The sequence below is a fragment of the Streptomyces sp. NPDC037421 genome, from assembly GCF_055602105.1.
Genome location: NZ_JBVJWV010000036.1, coordinates 41,458 through 59,443, shown reverse-complemented (window position 1 = coordinate 59,443; position 17,986 = coordinate 41,458). Strand labels below are relative to the sequence as shown.

At 74.7% G+C, this 17,986-nt stretch carries 19 protein-coding genes and 1 pseudogene; 11 read left to right on the top strand and 9 right to left on the bottom strand.

The window, feature by feature from the left end:
• Positions 1–6: 6 nt before the first annotated feature.
• From ACZ7IF_RS33415 to ACZ7IF_RS33400, 4 genes are all read left to right on the top strand, one after another.
• On the top strand, positions 7–840 hold the full coding sequence (locus ACZ7IF_RS33415) for an AraC family transcriptional regulator (RefSeq protein WP_470979353.1): 834 nt from the start codon (positions 7–9) through the stop codon (positions 838–840).
• Between the two features lie 9 nt (positions 841–849).
• A complete protein-coding gene (locus ACZ7IF_RS33410) occupies positions 850–2,106 on the top strand; it encodes a DUF2716 domain-containing protein (RefSeq protein WP_470979350.1) in 1,257 nt (418 codons plus the stop codon).
• 103 nt (positions 2,107–2,209) lie between these two features.
• Positions 2,210–2,908, top strand: coding sequence for an AzlC family ABC transporter permease (locus ACZ7IF_RS33405; RefSeq protein WP_470979347.1), 699 nt, complete (start codon positions 2,210–2,212; stop codon positions 2,906–2,908).
• Complete coding sequence (locus tag ACZ7IF_RS33400) at positions 2,905–3,213, top strand: AzlD domain-containing protein (protein WP_469114771.1); 309 nt, start codon at positions 2,905–2,907, stop codon at positions 3,211–3,213. The genes ACZ7IF_RS33405 and ACZ7IF_RS33400 overlap by 4 nt, the downstream gene beginning before the upstream one ends.
• On the opposite strand, the gene ACZ7IF_RS33395 is transcribed toward ACZ7IF_RS33400, so the two are convergent.
• Positions 3,182–4,213 (bottom strand): hypothetical protein, encoded by a 1,032-nt coding sequence (locus tag ACZ7IF_RS33395; protein WP_470979344.1) that lies wholly within the window; start codon positions 4,211–4,213, stop codon positions 3,182–3,184. The two genes, ACZ7IF_RS33400 and ACZ7IF_RS33395, sit on opposite strands and share 32 nt — an antisense overlap.
• Positions 4,214–4,294: 81 nt before the next feature.
• Here ACZ7IF_RS33395 and ACZ7IF_RS33390 point away from each other — a divergent pair, with 81 nt between their 5' ends.
• Both ACZ7IF_RS33390 and ACZ7IF_RS33385 read left to right on the top strand, forming a co-directional pair.
• Positions 4,295–4,489 carry a DUF3046 domain-containing protein gene (locus ACZ7IF_RS33390; protein ID WP_470979341.1) on the top strand — a complete coding sequence of 65 codons (195 nt, stop codon included), beginning with the start codon at positions 4,295–4,297 and terminating at the stop codon, positions 4,487–4,489.
• A 273-nt stretch (positions 4,490–4,762) separates the two neighbouring features.
• A complete protein-coding gene (locus ACZ7IF_RS33385; RefSeq protein WP_470979396.1) occupies positions 4,763–5,854 on the top strand; it encodes an AI-2E family transporter in 1,092 nt (363 codons plus the stop codon).
• Here the strand turns inward: ACZ7IF_RS33385 and ACZ7IF_RS33380 are convergent.
• Positions 5,808–6,563, bottom strand: a complete 756-nt coding sequence (locus ACZ7IF_RS33380; RefSeq protein ID WP_470979338.1) for a Clp protease N-terminal domain-containing protein — start codon at positions 6,561–6,563, stop codon at positions 5,808–5,810. The two genes, ACZ7IF_RS33385 and ACZ7IF_RS33380, sit on opposite strands and share 47 nt — an antisense overlap.
• A 111-nt stretch (positions 6,564–6,674) precedes the next feature.
• Here ACZ7IF_RS33380 and ACZ7IF_RS33375 point away from each other — a divergent pair, with 111 nt between their 5' ends.
• Positions 6,675–7,247 (top strand): HPP family protein, encoded by a 573-nt coding sequence (locus ACZ7IF_RS33375; RefSeq protein WP_470979335.1) that lies wholly within the window; start codon positions 6,675–6,677, stop codon positions 7,245–7,247.
• A gap of 57 nt (positions 7,248–7,304) precedes the next feature.
• Here the strand turns inward: ACZ7IF_RS33375 and ACZ7IF_RS33370 are convergent, their stop codons facing one another.
• Positions 7,305–7,730, bottom strand: coding sequence for a hypothetical protein (locus tag ACZ7IF_RS33370; RefSeq protein ID WP_470979332.1), 426 nt, complete (start codon positions 7,728–7,730; stop codon positions 7,305–7,307).
• A gap of 299 nt (positions 7,731–8,029) precedes the next feature.
• On the opposite strand from ACZ7IF_RS33370, the gene ACZ7IF_RS33365 reads away from it, so the two are divergent.
• Positions 8,030–8,860, top strand: a complete 831-nt coding sequence (locus ACZ7IF_RS33365) for a S1 family peptidase (RefSeq protein WP_470979329.1) — start codon at positions 8,030–8,032, stop codon at positions 8,858–8,860.
• 43 nt (positions 8,861–8,903) lie between these two features.
• On the opposite strand, the gene ACZ7IF_RS33360 is transcribed toward ACZ7IF_RS33365, so the two are convergent.
• Positions 8,904–9,689 (bottom strand): hypothetical protein, encoded by a 786-nt coding sequence (locus ACZ7IF_RS33360; protein ID WP_470979326.1) that lies wholly within the window; start codon positions 9,687–9,689, stop codon positions 8,904–8,906.
• Between the two features lie 10 nt (positions 9,690–9,699).
• A complete protein-coding gene (locus ACZ7IF_RS33355; protein ID WP_470979323.1) occupies positions 9,700–10,467 on the bottom strand; it encodes a hypothetical protein in 768 nt (255 codons plus the stop codon).
• Positions 10,468–10,702: 235 nt separating this feature from the next.
• Here ACZ7IF_RS33355 and recA point away from each other — a divergent pair, with 235 nt between their 5' ends.
• The 3 genes and pseudogenes from recA to ACZ7IF_RS33340 all read left to right on the top strand — a co-directional run bounded on the left by recA (position 10,703) and on the right by ACZ7IF_RS33340 (position 15,048).
• On the top strand, positions 10,703–11,806 hold the full coding sequence (gene recA / locus ACZ7IF_RS33350; RefSeq protein ID WP_405978286.1) for a recombinase RecA: 1,104 nt from the start codon (positions 10,703–10,705) through the stop codon (positions 11,804–11,806).
• Positions 11,722–12,378: pseudogene (gene recX, locus ACZ7IF_RS33345) on the top strand (recombination regulator RecX); the annotation flags it as partial. The gene recA and the pseudogene recX, both read left to right, overlap by 85 nt.
• Positions 12,379–12,504: 126 nt before the next feature.
• Complete coding sequence (locus tag ACZ7IF_RS33340; RefSeq protein ID WP_470979320.1) at positions 12,505–15,048, top strand: FtsX-like permease family protein; 2,544 nt, start codon at positions 12,505–12,507, stop codon at positions 15,046–15,048.
• Positions 15,049–15,113: 65 nt separating this feature from the next.
• On the opposite strand, the gene ACZ7IF_RS33335 is transcribed toward ACZ7IF_RS33340, so the two are convergent.
• The 4 genes from ACZ7IF_RS33335 to ACZ7IF_RS33320 all read right to left on the bottom strand — a co-directional run bounded on the left by ACZ7IF_RS33335 (position 15,114) and on the right by ACZ7IF_RS33320 (position 17,801).
• Positions 15,114–15,494 (bottom strand): rhodanese-like domain-containing protein, encoded by a 381-nt coding sequence (locus tag ACZ7IF_RS33335; protein ID WP_470979318.1) that lies wholly within the window; start codon positions 15,492–15,494, stop codon positions 15,114–15,116.
• Positions 15,491–16,030, bottom strand: a complete 540-nt coding sequence (locus ACZ7IF_RS33330; RefSeq protein WP_470979315.1) for a cupin domain-containing protein — start codon at positions 16,028–16,030, stop codon at positions 15,491–15,493. The genes ACZ7IF_RS33335 and ACZ7IF_RS33330 overlap by 4 nt, the downstream gene beginning before the upstream one ends.
• Before the next feature lie 79 nt (positions 16,031–16,109).
• Entirely contained in the window at positions 16,110–16,157 is a 48-nt protein-coding gene (locus ACZ7IF_RS33325) for a hypothetical protein (RefSeq protein WP_311314449.1), read from the bottom strand.
• Between the two features lie 72 nt (positions 16,158–16,229).
• Entirely contained in the window at positions 16,230–17,801 is a 1,572-nt protein-coding gene (locus ACZ7IF_RS33320) for an FAD-dependent oxidoreductase (protein ID WP_470979312.1), read from the bottom strand.
• Positions 17,802–17,986: the final 185 nt, after the last annotated feature.

The following is a 17,986-nucleotide window of genomic DNA, read 5'->3' as shown; positions in this document are numbered from 1 at the left end:
GAGGGCATGGGGACGGACGGCGGGCGGCGGGAGTGGGCGCGGCACTGGCAGTACGAGGAACTGCCCGGCCTCGACCTGCTGCGCGCCCACTACGTGCGCCACACCTTCCCGCGCCACGCCCACGACGGGTACGTCATCGCCGCCGTCACCGGCGGCATCGAGGAGATCGGCCTGCCCGGCGGCACCGTACGGGCCGGGCCGGGCAGCGTGGTGCTGATCAACCCGGAGGTCGCGCACACCGCCCGCGCCGGGGTTCCCGAAGGCTGGGCGTACGCCACCCTCTACTCCCCGCGGGAGCTGATCGCCGAGGTCGCCGCCGAGATCGCCACCCCGCGCGGCACCCCCGGGTTCACCGCCGACACGGTCGCCGACGCGCAGGGCGCGCGGGCCATCACCGAGGTCCACCGGGCCGCCGAGGCCGGGAACGCGCTGGCAGCCGACACCCTGCTGCGGGGCGTGGTGGCCCGGATGCTCACGAGGCACGCCGGCCCGCTGCCCGCCCGCACCGTGCGCGGCGCGGGCACCGCCGACGCCGAACGGGCCCGGGCCGTGCTGGAGGAGCGGATGGCCGAGCCGCCCTCGCTGGAGCAGCTCGCGGCCGAGCTCGGCACCAGCCCCTTCGCGCTGCTGCGCGCCTTCCGGGAGCGGTACGGGATGCCCCCGCACACCTGGCTGACCGACGCCCGGGTGCGCAGGGCGCGCCGGCTGCTCGACGCGGGCGTCCCGCCCGCCGAGGCGGCCGTCACCGTCGGCTTCACCGACCAGCCGCACCTGAACCGGCACTTCACCCGCATCGTCGGCGTCCCGCCGGGCGCCTACCGGCGGGAGCGCGCGGGTTAGCCTGCGTCCATGGACACGGGGGGACTGCCGGAGCTGTACGAGGCGCGGGTGCGGGGCCGGGTGCCCGAAACCCCGCCCGTCGGGGCCGTGATGTGCCACGACGAGCCCGTCGTGCGCACGCACTACGGCACGCACGGCACCGTCGACCACCCTCCGCTGGCCGGCCTGCCGCCGGCCGGCCTGGTGCGCCGCCAGGCGCAGGCCTTCGCCGCGCGCCGCGAAGGCGCCCGCTGGAAGGTCCACGGCCACGACCCGGCGGGCCTCGGAGGGGAACTGGAGGCGGCCGGGTTCGTGCCGGGCCCCGAGCGGTCGGTCCTGGTCGCCGCCTTCGCCGGGCTCGCGCCGCAGCAGGGCCCTCCCGCCGACGTGCGCTCCCTGGGCGACTGGGAGGCCGATCCCGCCTGGTGGCCGCGGCTGCGGGAGCTGGCCGCCCCCGGCGGGCCGCACCCCGGCCCGCTGGACGAGTTCGAGACCGATGCCGCCTGGTGCTTCGGCCGGGGCGACGCCGCCGTGGTCCTGGAGGGCGGCCGGCCCGTCGCCGCCGGCTGGGCGCGGGTGGTGCCCGGCACGGACGTCGTGGCCGTCGGCGGTCTCACCTCGGCCGCGGCCGCCGCCGACCTGGTCCGCAGCTGGCAGGGGCTCGGGGCGGCGTACCGGTACGAGGGCGCCCGGTACTGCTGCGCCGAGGCCGCCGGGGAAACGCGTACGGCCCTGCTCGCGGCCGGCTTCACCGAGGTGGCGACCGTACGCACCTTCACCCTGGCCCCCCAGGGCGGTCCGGCCGCGTCGGCCCGCCCGGTGCTGGGGTTCGGCGGGGCCCGGCAACAGGCGGTGTGGGACCGGCTGTGGGGGGAGTTCGGCTTCCGCACCAAGGTCGTGGAGATGCCCGGCTTCGCCCCGCCCGCCCCGTCCGCCACCTGGCGGCTCGGCGACCCCGTCGAGGAGCACACCCGCCCGGTGGAGCGGGCGGTGCGGGGCGCGCTGACCGCCGCCACCGCGCCCGGGGACCGGCTGTACTGGATGGACTGGCAGCACCCCTGCTACGACTTCGACCCGCACCGGGCCGGGCGCCCCGGGCAGCCGCCCTGGCCGGGCTGGGCCTTCCCGAACGGCGACTTCTACCTCTACCTCGACCCGGAGCTGCGCTTCGGCACCTTCGGCCACCCCTGGGAGCCCGCCCTGACGGTGTTCGGGGCCCCGCTGCTCGCGGCCGCGGCGCCGGACCTGACCCGGCTCCTCGGGGATCCGGTGCGCCGGCAGGACTGAGCCGGGCGCGCGCGAGGACGCGGACGTAGCCGGGCCGGGCGCAAGAACGTACAAGACCCGGCCGGTCCTCCCCGCCTACCTTCGCGGCGTGGGAGAACATCAGATGGTGATACAAGAGGTCCCCGGCACGGTCGACGGCCGGCCGCGGGCCGCCGTCGTGCGGGATTCGCTCGGGGTCGGCGTGGCCGTCGGACTGTCGGGGTTCGCGTTCGGGGTGACCGCGGCCGGGGCCGGGATCAGCGTGCTCCAGGCCTGTGTGCTGAGCCTGCTCGTCTTCACCGGCGCCTCGCAGTTCGCGCTGGTCGGAGCGCTCGCGGCGGGCGGGAATCCGTTCACCGCCGCCGCCGGGGCCTTCTTCCTCGGCACCCGCAACGCCTTCTACGGGCTGCGGCTGTCCCAGCTGCTGGCCCTCCCGAAGGCCGTACGGCCCCTCGCCGCGCACTGGGTGATCGACGAGACCACCGCCGTGGCCCTGGCCCAGCCCGACCGCAGGTCGGCCCGGCTCGGCTTCACCGTGACCGGGCTCGCCCTCTACGTGCTGTGGAACCTCACCACGCTGCTGGGCGCGCTCGGCGCCGAGGCCATCGGCGACACCGCCGCGTGGGGGCTGGACGCCGCCGGGCCGGCCGTGTTCCTCGCCCTGCTCGCACCGATGCTCAAGAGCGCCACCGAGCGGGCCGTCGCCGCCCTCGCCCTGGTGCTGGGGCTGGGCTCCCTGCCGGTGCTGCCGGCCGGGGTGCCCGTACTGATCGCCGCGCTGGCCGCGCCCGCGGTGCTGTGGATGAAGGGACGCCGCTCGTGAACGTCTGGATCGCCATCGGGCTCACCGTCGCCGGATGCTACGCCGTCAAGCTCGCCGGACTGCTCGTGCCCGCCGGGGCCCTGGAACGCCCCGTGGTACGCCGCCTCTCCGCCCTGCTCCCCGTCGCGCTGCTCGCCGCGCTCACCGCCCAGCAGACCTTCAGCACCGGCAACGAGCTGGTCCTCGACGCCCGCGCCGCCGGGCTCGCCGCCGCCGGGGTCGCGCTGCTGCTGCGCGCCCCGTTCCTGCTGGTCGTCGGCGCGGCCGTGGTGGTCACCGCGGGCGTCCGGGCCCTGGGAGGCTGACCCCGCCGGCCCCGGCCGGGGCCCCGATCGGCCGCCCGTACGCCCGCAGGGTCAGCAGGGCCTCCAGGGTGGCGATCGGCCGCCGCTCCAGCGAGCTGCCCGGCGCCCAGGCCCGGCGCCGCACCGGCCAGCCGCCGTCGGGCTGCTGCTCCGCCGCGAGGAAGTCCAGCGAGCGCCGCATCTCCTCGTCGGTGAACCAGCCCCGGGCCAGTGACTCCGGCCGCCGCGCGTAGTCGTACGGGAACAGCTGCTCGCCCGGTGCGTAGCCGGGGGCGGTCGGGTACTCCGCGCGCCGGTCCGGTTCGAGCACCGCCAGCCGCCGCTCGCGCACCAGCCGGCCCAGCCGGTCCGCGGCCGCCGCGGCGCGGGCCCGGTCGGGGGCGCCGTCGAGGAAGGCCACCGCGCTCTGGACCTCGTACGGGTGGGTGTGGCGCAGCGTCTCGACCCGCTCCCAGCAGAAGTCCGTGGCCCGGAACAGCCAGGCGTGCCAGATCCGGTTGCGGTGCAGCACCCCGACGACGGGGCCCGTGGTCAGCAGCGTTCCCGGCGGGTCGTCGCACACCGGGTGGTACGGGGCGGCGGGATAGTCCCGGGGGCCCGCCAGGACCAGCGGGAGCGCGCCCTCCGGGGTGGAGACCCGGGTCAGGTGGCGGCAGAGCCGCTCGATGCGCTGCCCGGAGCACCGGCCGAGGGCGTCGAGGATCCGCAGGGCGTGCGCGGTGTGCAGGGGCTGGCTCAGCGGGCCGCGCAGGTCGGGGTCGAGCGCGTGCCCGTAGCCGCCGTCGTCGCCGAGGTAGGAGCCGAGGGCGGCGTCGACCGGGTCGGGATCCCCGCCGAGGAAGTGGAACGCGAACCGCCGCTGCTCCAGCACCCGGGCCGTGAGCCAGGTGAACCGCTCGGCGCGGGCCAGCGGGGTGGACGCGGGGGAGGCGGGGGCGGAGGTGGCCGTCGGGGCCGCCGGGCTCGGTGGGGCAGGCGCGGAAGCTTCGTCTCCAGGCATGCGTGACACCGTAGGGCGCGCGCACGGGGGTGCAGGGGAGCAACGGGGCCGGTGCACTCTCCGGGGCGGGATACTGGAGGCATGCGGTTGACGATTTTCTGGGAGCGGATGGCCGAGCACTTCGGCGTGGGCTACGCGGACTCCTTCGCCCGGGACCACGTGATGGCCGAGCTGGGCGGACGGACCGTCCACCAGGCGCTGGACGAGGGCTGGGAGACCAAGGACGTGTGGCGCGCGGTGTGTTCGGCGATGGACGTCCCGGCCTCGCTGCGCTGACGCGGCCCCGGGCCGCGCGCGCCGCGCGGCGGCGGACCCGCCGGCCCGCCGGGTCCCGTGCGGCTTCGTGGTCCGGACGGCCGTTGGGACAGACTGGACGGCGTGGCAGCGAGAGAAGAGACGACCGACCAGACGACGGGCGCGACGGCGGACGGGACGGCTGGTGAGCCGACGGGCGCGGCACCCGGCGGCCCCGGAGCCGATGCTCCCGCGGCCCCCGCGGGCGCGGGCACCGTCCCGCCCGGGACCGCCCCGGCCGGGGGAGAGGCGCGGATGCCGCGCTGGCTGCCGCGCGCGGTGGTCCTCGTTCTGGCCCTCGTCGCCTGTTTCCAGCTCGGCAGCTGGGCCTTCCACCAGCTGATCGGGCTGCTGGTCAACATCCTGATCGCGTTCTTCCTCGCGCTCGCCATCGAACCGGCCGTGGCCAGGATGGCGGCCCGCGGCATGCGCCGCGGGCTCGCCACCTTCCTGGTCTTCCTGGGCGTGTTCGTCGCGGGCGCGGGATTCCTCGCGCTGCTCGGCTCCATGCTCGCCGGGCAGATCATCGACATGGTGGCAGGCTTCCCGGGCTACCTCGACTCGGTGATCGACTCGATCAACCGGACCTTCCACACCGATCTGTCCCGGCTGGAGATCCAGGACAGCCTGCTGCACTCCCAGTGGCTCCAGAAGTACGTGCAGAACAGCGCCACCGGTGTGCTCGACGTGTCCGCCACCGTGCTCGGCGGGCTCTTCAGGCTCCTGACGATCTTCCTGTTCTCCTTCTACTTCGCCGCCGACGGGCCCAGGCTGCGGCGCGCGCTGTGCTCCGTACTGCCGCCCGCGAAGCAGCGGGAGGTGCTCCGGGCCTGGGAGATCGCCGTGGCGAAGACGGGCGGCTACCTGTACTCGCGCGGGCTGATGGCACTGATCTCCGGCATCGCGCACTACGTCCTCTTCGCGGTGCTCGACGTGCCGTACGCCCCCGCCCTCGCGGTGTGGGTGGGGCTGGTCTCCCAGTTCATCCCCACCATCGGCACCTACCTGGCGGGTGCGCTGCCGATGCTGATCGCCTTCGCCGACGATCCCTGGGACGCGCTGTACGTCCTCGGATTCGTGGTGGTCTACCAGCAGTTCGAGAACTACGTCCTGCAGCCGAAGCTGACCTCCAAAACGGTGGACATCCACCCCGCGGTGGCCTTCGGATCGGTCATCGCGGGCACCGCCCTGCTGGGCGCGGTCGGGGCGCTCATCGCGATCCCGGCCGTCGCCACCCTGCAGGCCTTCCTCGGCGTGTACGTGAAGCGGTACGAGCTGACGGGTGCGGCGGCCGGCGAGGCTACTGCGCTGCGTCCCCGCCGAGTACGGCTGCGAGGGCTTCGGTGACGGCCGCCTCGGCGGCGTCCTTGCCGAGGCCGGCGCCGCTGAGCGGGCCTTCGCCGTTCTCCAGCTCCAGGAGCGCGAGCAGGATGTGTTCGGTGCCGACGTAGCCGTGGCCCAGGCGCAGGGCCTCGCGGAAGGTGAGCTCCAGGGCCTTCTTGGCGTTCGCGTCGAAGGGGACGAGCTCGGGGACCTCGGCCTCGGCCGGGGGCAGGGCGGCGGTCGCGGCGGTGCGCAGGGCTGCCGCGGTGACGCCGCGGGAGGTGAGGACGTGGGCGGCCAGGCCCTCGGTCTCGCCGAGCAGGCCGAGCAGCAGGTGCTCGGTGCGGATCTCGGTGTTTCCGGCGGCGCGGGCCTCGTTCTGCGCGGACATGACCACGTTGCGGGCGCGGGGGGTGAACCGGCCGAAGCCCGCGTTCGGGTCGAGGCCGGGGTCGCCGTCCTTGTCCGCCTTGGGCACGAAGCGCTTCTGGGCGGCCTGGCGGGTGACGCCCATGCTGCGGCCGATGTCGGTCCAGGAGGCGCCGGAGCGGCGGGCCTGGTCGACGAAGTGGCCGATGAGGTGGTCGGCCACGTCGCCGAGGTGCTCGGCGGCGACGACGGCGTCGGTGAGCTGGTCGAGGGTGTCGGAGTGGACCTTCTTGATCGCCTCGATCAGGTCGTCGAGGCGTACCGGATTGGTCATGCGAACGGGTTCCACCGAAGGGTTCGTCATGAATGCAACCCTAGGTTGACACTCCGAGGGGTGTCAACCAGTGGTTGTCACTCGACTGTGCGCGGCCTCCGTATAGGGCCGTGATGCGGAGGGTGCGTAGACCTGGCCCCCATGAGTGTGGACACCAGTGACACGCGTACGGGCCGGGCCGCGAAGGCGTCCGGTCGCGCCCGCCCGGCCCTGTCGAACTCGCTGGCGGGACGGGCCCCCGCGCCCGCGTCGCCCGCCCGGGCCACCGCCCTGCACAGCGGCGGGGTCGCGGCGGCCGCACTGCTGGCGCTCGTCGGCATCGGCGCGGTCCTGCGCGAGCCGGTGCTGATCCCGCCGATCGCGGCGAGCGCGGCGATCGTCTACGGGGTACCCGCGCTGCCGCTGGCCCAGCCGCGCAGCGTCGTCGCCGGGCACCTGCTGTGCGCGGCGGTGGGTTATCTGGGGCTGGCCCTGCTGGGTGGCGCGCCGTGGGTGGCGGCGCTGGGGGCGGGGGTGGCGGTGGGGGTGATGACCCTGGCCCGGACCCCGCATTCGCCGGCGGCGGCGACCACCGTGGTGGTGGTGCTCCAGGCGCCGGACCCGGTGGTGTTCGTACCGCTGCTGACGGGGGCGGCGCTGCTGCTGGTGCTGGCCGGGATGGCCGCCTCGCGGGCCCGGCGGGGCGCGGTGCGCTACCCCGTGTACTGGTGGTGAGCCGGGGGCGGAGGGGGCTGGGGACGAGGCCCCCTCCGCCGGCCGGGCCGTCAGGCGTCAGGCGGTGGGCTGGTTCTGACCCGTCAGCAGGCCGAGCAGCTGGTCCATCTCGCCGCGCCAGATGCGGTGCACGTTCATCCGGGTCGGTGCGGCCTGGCCGGGGAGCTGCATGCGGAAGGAGCTCCAGACGGCGTTGCGCTTGACCTCGGTGATGCTGCCGACGGCCTCGGCGGGCGATATCGCGAAGACGATCTCCTGGGGGCGGTTGCTCATCCGGCTCGCCTTGTGGAGCACCACGGCCTGCTCGGTGACGGTGACGAAGTAGTAGGAGAGGAAGGCCTGGCCGATGAGGCCGAGCATGCTCATCAGCCACACGCTGGGGCCGGCGATGGCCTGGATCGTGACGATGGGCTTGTCGGCGGGGTTGGCCTGGGCGAGGGCTTCTGCCACCTGCTGCTGGATCGTGGCCTTCTTGATGGCCATGGGTCCTCCTGAGCGGAATTTTTCGCGGCCCCCGTCGTCGGGGGCACCGCAGAGTACCGGCCATTCGGGGGCGGTTTCACGCCAGCCCGGGGTGGTGGCCCATGCGCCCCGGTATGGGCATCGGCGCCCGTCTCGCGGGGTGTTGGAATGGTTGATTCCGGATGTGTTTCCGGCCGTTCCGGCGGGGGTGCCGCCCAACCGGGGAGGCCCTCTTGTGGGTTGGGTTCCCCAGTTTGAGAATGCGCATGACAACCGGAGGTCTTCGGTCGTCACATCCGTCACCAGAGGGGACCCCCCACATGAACAAGCCTCTCGCCGCCGTCGCGCTCTCCTTACTCCTGACCGGAGTGGCGGCGGCCCCGGCCATGGCATCGGCCTCCGACGCCGCGCCGGCCGTCGCGGTCACGTACGCGGGCACGGTCGCGCTCAGCAACTGCTCCGGCTCCGTCGTCCGCACCCCGAACTCCCAGCCCGGCGACCCGGCGCTCGTCCTGTCCAACGGGCACTGCCTGGAAACCGGCTTCCCGGCGGCCGGCGAAGTACTCGTCAACCGGGCGTCCAGCCGCACGTTCTCCCTGCTCAACGCCTCGGGCTCGAAGGTGGCGACGCTGCGCGCCAGCAAGATCGCCTACGGGACGATGACCGACACGGACGTCTCGCTCTACCAGCTGACCAAGACGTACGCGCAGATCCAGAGCCAGTACGGGATAGCCGCGCTCACCCTCAACGACGCCCACCCGGTGCAGGGTTCGTCCATCAAGGTCGTCTCCGGGTACTGGAAGCGCACCTACAGCTGCAACGTCGACGGGTTCGCGTACCGCCTCAAGGAGGGCGCCTGGACCTGGAAGGACTCGGTCCGCTACACCTCGTCCTGCAACACCATCGGCGGCACGTCCGGCTCGCCGGTGATCGACACGACGACGGGCAAGGTCGTCGCCGTCAACAACACGGGCAACGAGGACGGCCAGCGCTGCACGGACAACAACCCGTGCGAGGTCGACGCGAGCGGCAACGTGACGGTCCGCCAGGGCATCAACTACGCCCAGCAGACCTACACCCTCGTCCCGTGCATCGGCCCCGGCAACCAGATCGACCTGACCCGCCCCGGCTGCGCCCTGCCGAAGCCGTAGTCCTGTCCCGCGTCCTGGCCTGCCATGCGGGACAGGACGCGGGTCACGGCGTGGGCGAGGCCCCGGTGACGGACATCCAGTGCCGGACGGTCTCCCGGTGGGAGCCGGCGGCCGTACCCGCGGCCACCGCCGCAGCGTCCTCGTCCCCGTCCCCGTCCCCGTCCCCGTCCCCGGCGGAGCGCGGCAGGCCCGCGCGGGTCAGCAGGACGAGCGGCCACTCGGGGCCCGCGCCGGGCGGTTCCCCGTCGAAGGGGACCCAGTCCCAGGGCCCCTCGAACCGCCAGGCCCGGTCCGCGGCGTCGGCGACCTCGTCGCCCGGCTCCAGGAACGCGTACGGGCGCAGCAGCAGCTCGTAGGTGTAGGGGATCCCGTTGTCGGGGTGGAGGCCGTAGCCATGGCCGTAGAGATGGCTGCCGTCCGGGAACTCCCGGTAGGACAGGCCGAGGGGCAGCACGGACACGGTCACCCCGGGGCGAGGCAGCCAGCCCGTCTCCATCGCCGGGTCGTGGAGGTCGACGCACGTCACGTGCACCACCGTCGGCGGCACCCCGACCAGACAGGCGTCCCCGGCCTTCAGGCGCTCGGGCGGCGGATCGGTCCGGAACAGCTCCACCTCCGCCTCCGGGATGATGGACCCCTCCCTCTCCACGCCCAGGGCGACGACCCCGTTCCGGTCGTAGAAGTCGCTGCCGGTGTCGATGTCCCACCACGGCCACCGCACGGCGATGGAGTTCCACTCCACGCCCCGCTCGACCACGGCCGGCGTGAAGGGGCATGCGACGGACAGCACGTCCCCGGCCCGGAAGCCGGGGTCTTCCGCGTACGTCATCGGGAGGCCCTCACAGCCCCTGAGCGGCCCGCAGCCGCTCGATCTGGCGGAGGGCGGGCCGTTCGGCGAGGCGGGGGTGCGGGTCCGGCCCCATCCCCACCATGTCGACGACGCACACGCCGACCCGGGCCACGATGCGGTCGAGGACCTCGTCGGGCGCGCTGGACCCCTCCTCGTGGACGGTCATCCGGATGCGGATCGTGTCCTCGGGGAAGCCCGGCGCGTCGAGGTCCTCGTACCGCACGGTCGCGGTGCTGCCGTCGGAGCCGTTCCGGGGGCAGGCGGCCACGGCCGAGCGCAGCTCCGCGAAGGCCGTCGCGGCGCCCGTGCCCGCATGGGACGCGAGGAAGGTCACCCGGGGGTTCTCCGGTGCGCCGTCGTCGAAGGTCTGGGTGACGGCCGCCTGGGCTCCCCGCTGGCCGAGCAGGGCCCACAGGGTGCGGCACGATTCCGGGCCCGGCACCGGGACGGGGGCCTTCAGCTCGGAAGGGTGGACGTCGCGGATCCCGCGTGCGGGGTCCTGGACCCCGGGGGCCTCGCCCGGCTGCAGCGTCAGCTCCCGCAGCCGCGCGGTGTCCGGTATCTCGCCGGGCGCCCCCGGCTTCGGCAGGGGAACGGAAGGGGAGGCCGGCGGACCCGTCCGCGCCGCCGAGGGGGCGACGGGGGCCGGCGTCCCGGAGGAGCGGCCGGCCGTCGGGGAGTCCGTGCCGCCGGAGCAGGCGGAGAGCGTGAGGCAGCCGGCGGCCGCCAGCGCGATGGAGAGACGGCGCTTGAACATGTGAGCCCCCCGGCGATGAGCGGATCAGGGATGATCCGCGCCGCACTGTAGCCGTGCCCCGCGGCCCCGCCTCCGGGCACCCTCCCGGAGCGGGCGTGGCTCGCTTGACAGGGAAATCGAACATCCATTCTGATGGGTTATCCACAGCCGAAACGGGCGTGGGAGCGCATTGTCAGTGGCAGGCGTTAGCGTCAATGGCGTGAAGCGATCGACTCAAGCAAACCGGGTGGAACCCATGGCAGGCACCGACCGCGAGAAGGCTCTCGACGCCGCGCTCGCGCAGATTGAACGGCAATTCGGCAAGGGTGCGGTCATGCGCCTCGGCGACAAGCCGAACGACCCCATCGAGGTCATCCCCACCGGGTCGACCGCGCTGGACATCGCCCTCGGCGTCGGCGGTCTGCCGCGCGGCCGTGTGGTCGAGATCTACGGCCCGGAGTCCTCCGGTAAGACGACTCTGACCCTGCACGCCGTGGCCAACGCGCAGAAGGCCGGCGGCACCGTCGCCTTCGTGGACGCCGAGCACGCGCTCGACCCCGAGTACGCCCGGGCCCTCGGCGTGGACACCGACAACCTCATCCTGTCCCAGCCGGACACCGGCGAGCAGGCCCTTGAGATCGTCGACATGCTGGTCCGCTCCGGCGCGCTCGACCTGATCGTCATCGACTCCGTCGCGGCGCTCGTGCCGCGCGCGGAGATCGAGGGCGAGATGGGCGACTCGCACGTGGGTCTCCAGGCCCGCCTGATGAGCCAGGCGCTCCGCAAGATCACCGGTGCGCTGAACCAGTCCAAGACCACCGCGATCTTCATCAACCAGCTCCGCGAGAAGATCGGTGTGATGTTCGGCTCGCCGGAGACCACGACCGGTGGCCGCGCGCTGAAGTTCTACGCCTCCGTGCGCATCGACATCCGCCGCATCGAGACCCTGAAGGACGGCACGGAGGCGGTCGGCAACCGCACCCGGTGCAAGGTCGTCAAGAACAAGGTCGCGCCCCCCTTCAAGCAGGCCGAGTTCGACATCCTCTACGGCCAGGGCATCAGCCGCGAGGGCGGCCTGATCGACATGGGCGTGGAGCACGGCTTCATCCGCAAGGCCGGTGCCTGGTACACGTACGAGGGCGACCAGCTGGGCCAGGGCAAGGAGAACGCCCGCAACTTCCTGAAGGACAACCCCGACCTCGCCAACGAGATCGAGCGGAAGATCAAGGAGAAGCTCGGCGTGGGCGTCCGCAAGGACGCCGAGGGTGACGAGCCCGCCGCCGCGCCGGCCGACGCCTCCGTGCCCGCCCCGGCGTCGAAGGCCAAGCCCGCGGCCAAGGCCGCCGTGGCCAAGAGCTGACCGTGCGGGAAGAGCAGGAGAGGGGCGGCAGAGCTCCTGGCGGCCGTGAGGGCCGCCAGGAGCTGCCGCCCCAGAGTCCCGAGGAGCAGGCGCGGGCGATCTGCCTGCGCCTGCTCACCGGGATGCCGCGCACCCGGCGGCAGCTGGAGGAGGCCCTGGCGAAACGGGGCATCCCCGAGGAGGTGTCGCAGGAGGTCCTCTCCCGGTACGAGGAAGTGGGCCTGATCGACGACGCCGCCTTCGCCGGGGCCTGGGTGGAGTCCCGGCACCGCGGCCGGGGCCTGGCACGCCGGGCGCTCGCGCAGGAGCTGCGGACCAAGGGGGTGCACACCACCCTCGTCCAGGAGGCGCTGGAACAGCTGGACTCCGAGCAGGAGGAGCAGACCGCCCGGGAACTCGTGGAGCGCAAGCTCCGCAGCACCCGCGGCCTGGAGCGGGACAAGCGGATCCGGCGCCTCGCCGGGATGCTCGCCCGCAAGGGGTACCCGGAGGGCATGGCCCTGCGGGTGGTGCGGCGCGCGCTGGAGACCGAGGGCGAGGACGCCGACGACCTGGGGTACCCCGGGTACTGAGCCCTGGCCCCTAGCCGCGGTCCGATCGCGGGTGACCGGCCGCGCCCGGGGGTGGGGGTAGCCCCCGGAAGAGGACGCCGGGGCACTCCAGTGCCGGGAAACCGGCGCGCGGCCAGAGTTGACCGCATGATGCTGCGTTACGCCCTTCAGACCATCCGGGACCGCAAAGCCGGCTTCCTCGGAGCCTTCGTCGCGCTCCTGTGCGCGGCGGCCCTGATCACCGCCTGCGGCACCCTCCTGGAGACCGGACTCCGCGGCCGGATCGCCACCGAGCGCTACGCCGGCACCCCGGTGGTCGTCTCCGCCGACCAGAACGTCCACCAGACGACGGTCAAGGAGAAGAAGGGCAAGACCAAGACGAAGCACAAGGCCAAGCCCGTCGCCGAGCGGGCCTGGCTGCCGGCCTCCACCCTGGAGACCGTACGCTCCGTCCCCGGCGTCGAGCGGGCCGTGCCCGAGCTGACCTTCCAGGCCGTCCCGATCCTCAACGCGCCGGCCGACCCGGCCAGGCCCTCGTACGGGCACGCCTGGACCTCCGCCGTCCTCACCCCCTTCACCCTCGCCGAGGGCCGCGCCCCCCAAGGCGGCGACGAGGTCGTCATCGACCGCGCCCTGGCCGCCCGGGCAGGACTCGCCGCCGGCGCGCGGCTGACCGTACAGGCCACCGGCGAGCCGAAGACCTACACCGTCAGCGGCATCGCGCGGACCGCCGGCGGCGACCTCGGCCGGCAGACCTCCCTGTTCTTCAGCGACGCCGAGGCCGAGCGGCTCGCCGCCCGCGCCGGACAGGTCACCGCCATCGGAGTGCTGCCCCGGCCCGGAGCCGACGCCGCCCAGCTGGCCGCACAGGTCCGCCGGGCGCTGGCAGCCACCCCGCAGGGCGCCACCGCACAGGTGGCCGCCGGGGACGGGCGCGGGCCCGTCGAGTTCCTCGACGCCGCCGGAGCACGGATCAAGCTCGTCTCCATGGGCGGCGCCATGGGCGGCACCTCCCTGCTCGTCGCGATCCTCGTGGTCGTCGGCACCTTCGCCCTCTCCGTCCAGCAGCGCTACCGCGAACTCGCCCTGCTGCGGGCCATCGCCGCCACCCCCAGGCAACTGCGCCGCATGATCGGCCGCGAGGCGCTGGTCGTCGGCCTGGCCGCCGGCATCGCCGGCTCCCTCGCCGGACTGCCCCTCGCCGCCTGGCTGCACGGCCGCTTCGTCACCAGCGGAGTGATCCCGGCCACCCTGGAGCGCACCGCCGGGATCTTCCCGATGTTCGCCGCCGTCGGAGCGAGCCTGCTCGGAGCCTGGGCCGCCGCGCGGATCACCGGTCGCCGGATCGCCCGGATCCGCCCCGCCGAGGCACTGGCCGAAGCCGCCGTCGAGCGGGCCCGCCCCTCCTGGATCCGGACCCTGGCCGGACTGCTCCTGCTGGCCGGCGGAGCGGTGCTGGTCGTGGTACTCGGCTCGCTGCGCACCGAGCCCGCCTCCACCCCGGTGACCTTCCTGGCCGTGGTGGTACTGGCCGGCGCGGTGTCGCTGCTCGGCCCGCTGCTGGTCCGGCTCGCGACCGCGCTGCTCGCCGGACCGCTGCGGCTCGCCGGCCCCGGCGGCCGGCTGGCCACCGCGAACCTGCGCGGCAACGCCACCCGCATGGCCTCCGCCGTCACCCCGCTCACCCTCCTCATCGGCATGACCTGCACCGTGCTCTTCGTCACCCCGACCCTCGGCGACGCGGCCAGGGCACAGGCCCGCGAAGGGGTCCGCGCCCAGTGGGTCGTCACCGCGCAGGGCCCCGGCGTGAGCACCGGTACTGCCGAGCGGATCCGCCGGACCCCGGGCGTCACCGCGGCCACCGAGATCGTGCACACCTCGGTACGGGTCGGCCTGACCAAGTACGCGGCCCAGGGCGTGACCCCGGCCGGCCTGACCCGCACCTGGGACCCGGAGGTCACCCGCGGCAGCCTGGACGGCTTCGGTGAGAACAGCGCCGCCGTCAGCGAACTCGCCGCCGACCAGCTGGGGCTGAAGCCCGGCAGCCCGCTCAAGCTGACGCTGGGCGACGGGACCCCGGTGACGCTGACGGTGTCCGCCGTGTACGGGCGGGGCCTGGGCTTCGGTGACCTGACACTGCCGCACGGCCTGGTGGCCGCGCACGTGGACAACCCCCTCGCCGCCAGTGTGCTCGTCGCGGCGGAGCCGCCGGTCGGCCGGGAGCGGCTGACCGCCCCGGGGCTCGCGGTGCTGTCCGCGGCGGAGGCCGACGCGGCACGGGCGGAGCGGCAGGCGGCCGGCACCGAGATCAACCTGCTGGCCATGGGCCTCGTACTGGCCTTCACCGCCATCGCCGTGGCCAACACCCTGGCGATGTCCACCGCCGAGCGGTTCCGGGAGTTCGCGATGCTGCGGCTGGCCGGGGCGAAGCGGCGGCAGGTGCTGCGGATGCTGCGGACGGAGACCCTGGCGGTGCTGCTGATCGGGGCGGTGCTCGGGTCGGGGATCTCGCTGGCCGTGCTGACCGCGTTCAGCGTGGGCATGACGGGGGTGGCGGCGCCGGCGGTCCTGCCGCTGGTGTACGCGGTGGTGGTCGGCGCGGCCGGGCTGCTGGCGCTGACCGCCACTGCCCTGCCGGGCCGGGCCGCGCTCCGGCTCCGCCCGGTGGAGGTCGCCACCTCCAAGGCGTAGCCCCGGGCCCGTCGGCGTGCCGCCCCTCTCCCTTCCGGACCGGACGGGGGAGGGGCGGCGGTGCTTCAGGTGAGGGGGAGCCCCGCCGCGCGCCAGGCCTGGAACCCGCCCGCGAGGTCCGTCGCCCGGCGCAGCCCCAGCGCGTGCAAGGACGCGGCGGCCAGCGAGGACGCGTAGCCCTCGTTGCAGATCACCACCACCCGCAGGTCGTGCGAGACGGCCTCCGGGAGGCGGTGGGAGCCCTGGGGGTCGAGGCGCCACTCCAGCTCGTTGCGCTCGACGACCACCGCCCCCGGGATCAGGCCGTCCCGCTCGCGCAGCGCCTGGTAGCGGATGTCCACGAGCAGGGCCCCGTCCAGCGAGGCCTCGTACGCCTCCTGCGGGCCGATGCGGTCGTACGTCGCGCGGACCCGCTCCAGCAGCTGGTCGATGCCGACGGCGCTCACTGCCAGTCCGCCGGGCGCTCGACGTGCTCCAGCCGCAGCACGGGACCGCTGCGGCTGTACCGGCGGATCAGCGGCAGCGGCGGGTAGTAGGCGTGGACGGAGACCGCGTGCTCCGAGGCGGACTCGTTGAGCACCTCGTGGACGTGGTGCTCGCCGAAGGCCCGCCCGCTCACCGCGCCGAGGCTGCGGGTGCGGTCCACGTCGGGGGCCAGCTCCAGGCTCTGCCAGCCCTCCGAGGGCAGACGCACCGTCAGGGAGTGCTCCGTCAGCCGGCCCCGCGCGGTGGCGAACGCGCCCCGGGACTCGGCGTGGTCGTGCCAGCCGGTGCCGGTGCCCGGCGGCCAGCCGATCAGCCAGGCCTCGCTGCCGCCCGGCCCGTCGAGCCGGATCCAGGTGCGGCCCTCCGGGTCGAGGGGGAGCGAGTCGACGATCGCCGGGTCGGAGGCGGTGCGCAGGGCGAAGGCGAGGAGTTCCGCCGCCGTCGGGGCAGCGGAGCGGGCAGGGGCGTGCGTGGCCACGGGGGCAGGGGTAGACATGGGCGGTGACCGTCCTGGGGTTCGCGAAGGTGCGCGCGCCGGGCCGGCAGGGCTCAGGGGCGCGCGGAGGGAAGGCGAATCAGCAGGAGGGGCGACACACGCAGCCCGCGTAGCGGAGCAGGTCCATGTGAACCCTCCGCCACAGGCGTACGTCGTTGCCGGTCATGTCCGCGAGTGAACCACGCACCCCCGAGGGCGGTCAATCGATCACGGGGGCGGGTGTGGCGGGCGAGCCCGCCGGGGCGCCCGCGCGGACGGCGTCGGCCGCCGCGTACAGCTCGGCCGGCCGGACCCCCGCGAAGGTGGCCGCCAGGTGCCCGTCCGGGCGTACCAGCAGCACGGTGTGGGCCGGCGCCCCCGGGTAGCCGTCGGCGACCAGCAGGTCGGCCGGGACCGGCAGCGCGCTCACGGCCGCCGCGAGGCGGGGCATCACCCCGGCGCTCAGCCAGTGCCGCCGGTCCCACACCCCGGTGCCCGGCGCGACCAGCAGCACCAGCAGCCGGCCCCGCCCCAGCAGGTCGCGCAGCGGGACGGTGGCTCCGTCGGGCGCGGTCACGGGTACGTTCGCCACGGGCCCGCCCGGCTCGGTCGCCGTCGGGACCTCGCGCACCGCCACGGGCGGGGCGTACACGGGCTGCGCGCCCAGCGGGCCGCGCCCGAGGTGCCCGTCGGTCAGCAGGGCTTCGGCGGAACGCCCCGTCCCGGGCAGCAGGGCGCGCAGGCCGCCACCGCCGCGCAGTACGGGCATGGCCTGGTCGGCGGCGCGGAGCCGGGCGGCGACGGCGGTGCGCCGTTCGCCCTCGTAGCTGTCGAGCAGGGCCTCGGAGGCGCCTTGGTGCCAGGCCAGGGCGAGCTTCCAGGCGAGGTTCTCCGCGTCGCGCAGCCCCTCCTCGACGCCCTGGGTGCCCACCGCGCCCAGCAGGTGCGCGGCGTCCCCGACGAGGAAGGCCCGGCCGTCGCGCCAGCGCAGGGCGAGCCGGTGGTGGAGGGTGTGCACTCCGGTGTCGATGAGGTCGTACGGGGGAGTCGTGCCGCCGCACCACAGGGCCAGGGTGTCCCGGACGAGGGTGACGAGGGCATCGGGCGTGACGAGGTCCCCGCGCGCGGGCAGCAGCCAGTCGAGCCGCCACACCCCGTCGGGCAGCGGCCGGGCGGTGACCTCCTCGGGCCCGGACGGCGGGTTGCGGTGCAGCAACGCTTCGCCGGGCCAGGGCAGTTCGGCACGCAGGGCGGCCACGGCATGCCGCTCGACGGCGGTCCGGCCGGGGAAGCGGATGCCGAGCAGCTTGCGCACGGTGGAGCGGGCCCCGTCGCAGCCGACGAGGTGGCTGCCGCGCCACCAGGTGCTCTCGGTTCCCCGGGTGTGCGCGGTGACGCCGTGGTCGTCCTGTTCGAGGGACTCCAGCTTGGCGCCGGTGACCAGCTGGACCAGGGGGTGCGCGGCGGCGGCGTCGCGCAGTCCGCGCACGAGGGCGTGCTGCGGCAGGTGCAGGGGGGCGGGCCGGTCCTCGAAGGTGATCCGCCGGGACTCCTGACGGCGCTTCATGGTGCGCCAGGCCGCGTACGGCGCGCCCTCGTCGCGCAGGGTCGTGCAGCCCAGCCGGTGGACCATGGCGGCGGTGTCGGAGTGCAGGACGACGCTGCGGGCGGGCCGGGGCTCGTCCTTGCCCGGCCCCTCGTCGAGCACCACGTTGGGCACGCCGTGGCCGGCCAGGGCGAGGGACAGGGACAGCCCGACGGGCCCCGCGCCGACGACGATCACCGGGTCCATGATGCGGCTCCCGATGTCCGGTATGTGATCACAGAACGTATGCAACCCACTGGAGGTTCCGGCGTCAAGTGACACCCGGCCGGGACAGCACTGTGTGGTGGGGGGGGGGGGGGGGCCGCCCCCCCCCCCTTCCCCCCCCCCCCCCCCCCCCCCCCCCCCCCCTTCCCCCCCCCCCCCCCCCTCCG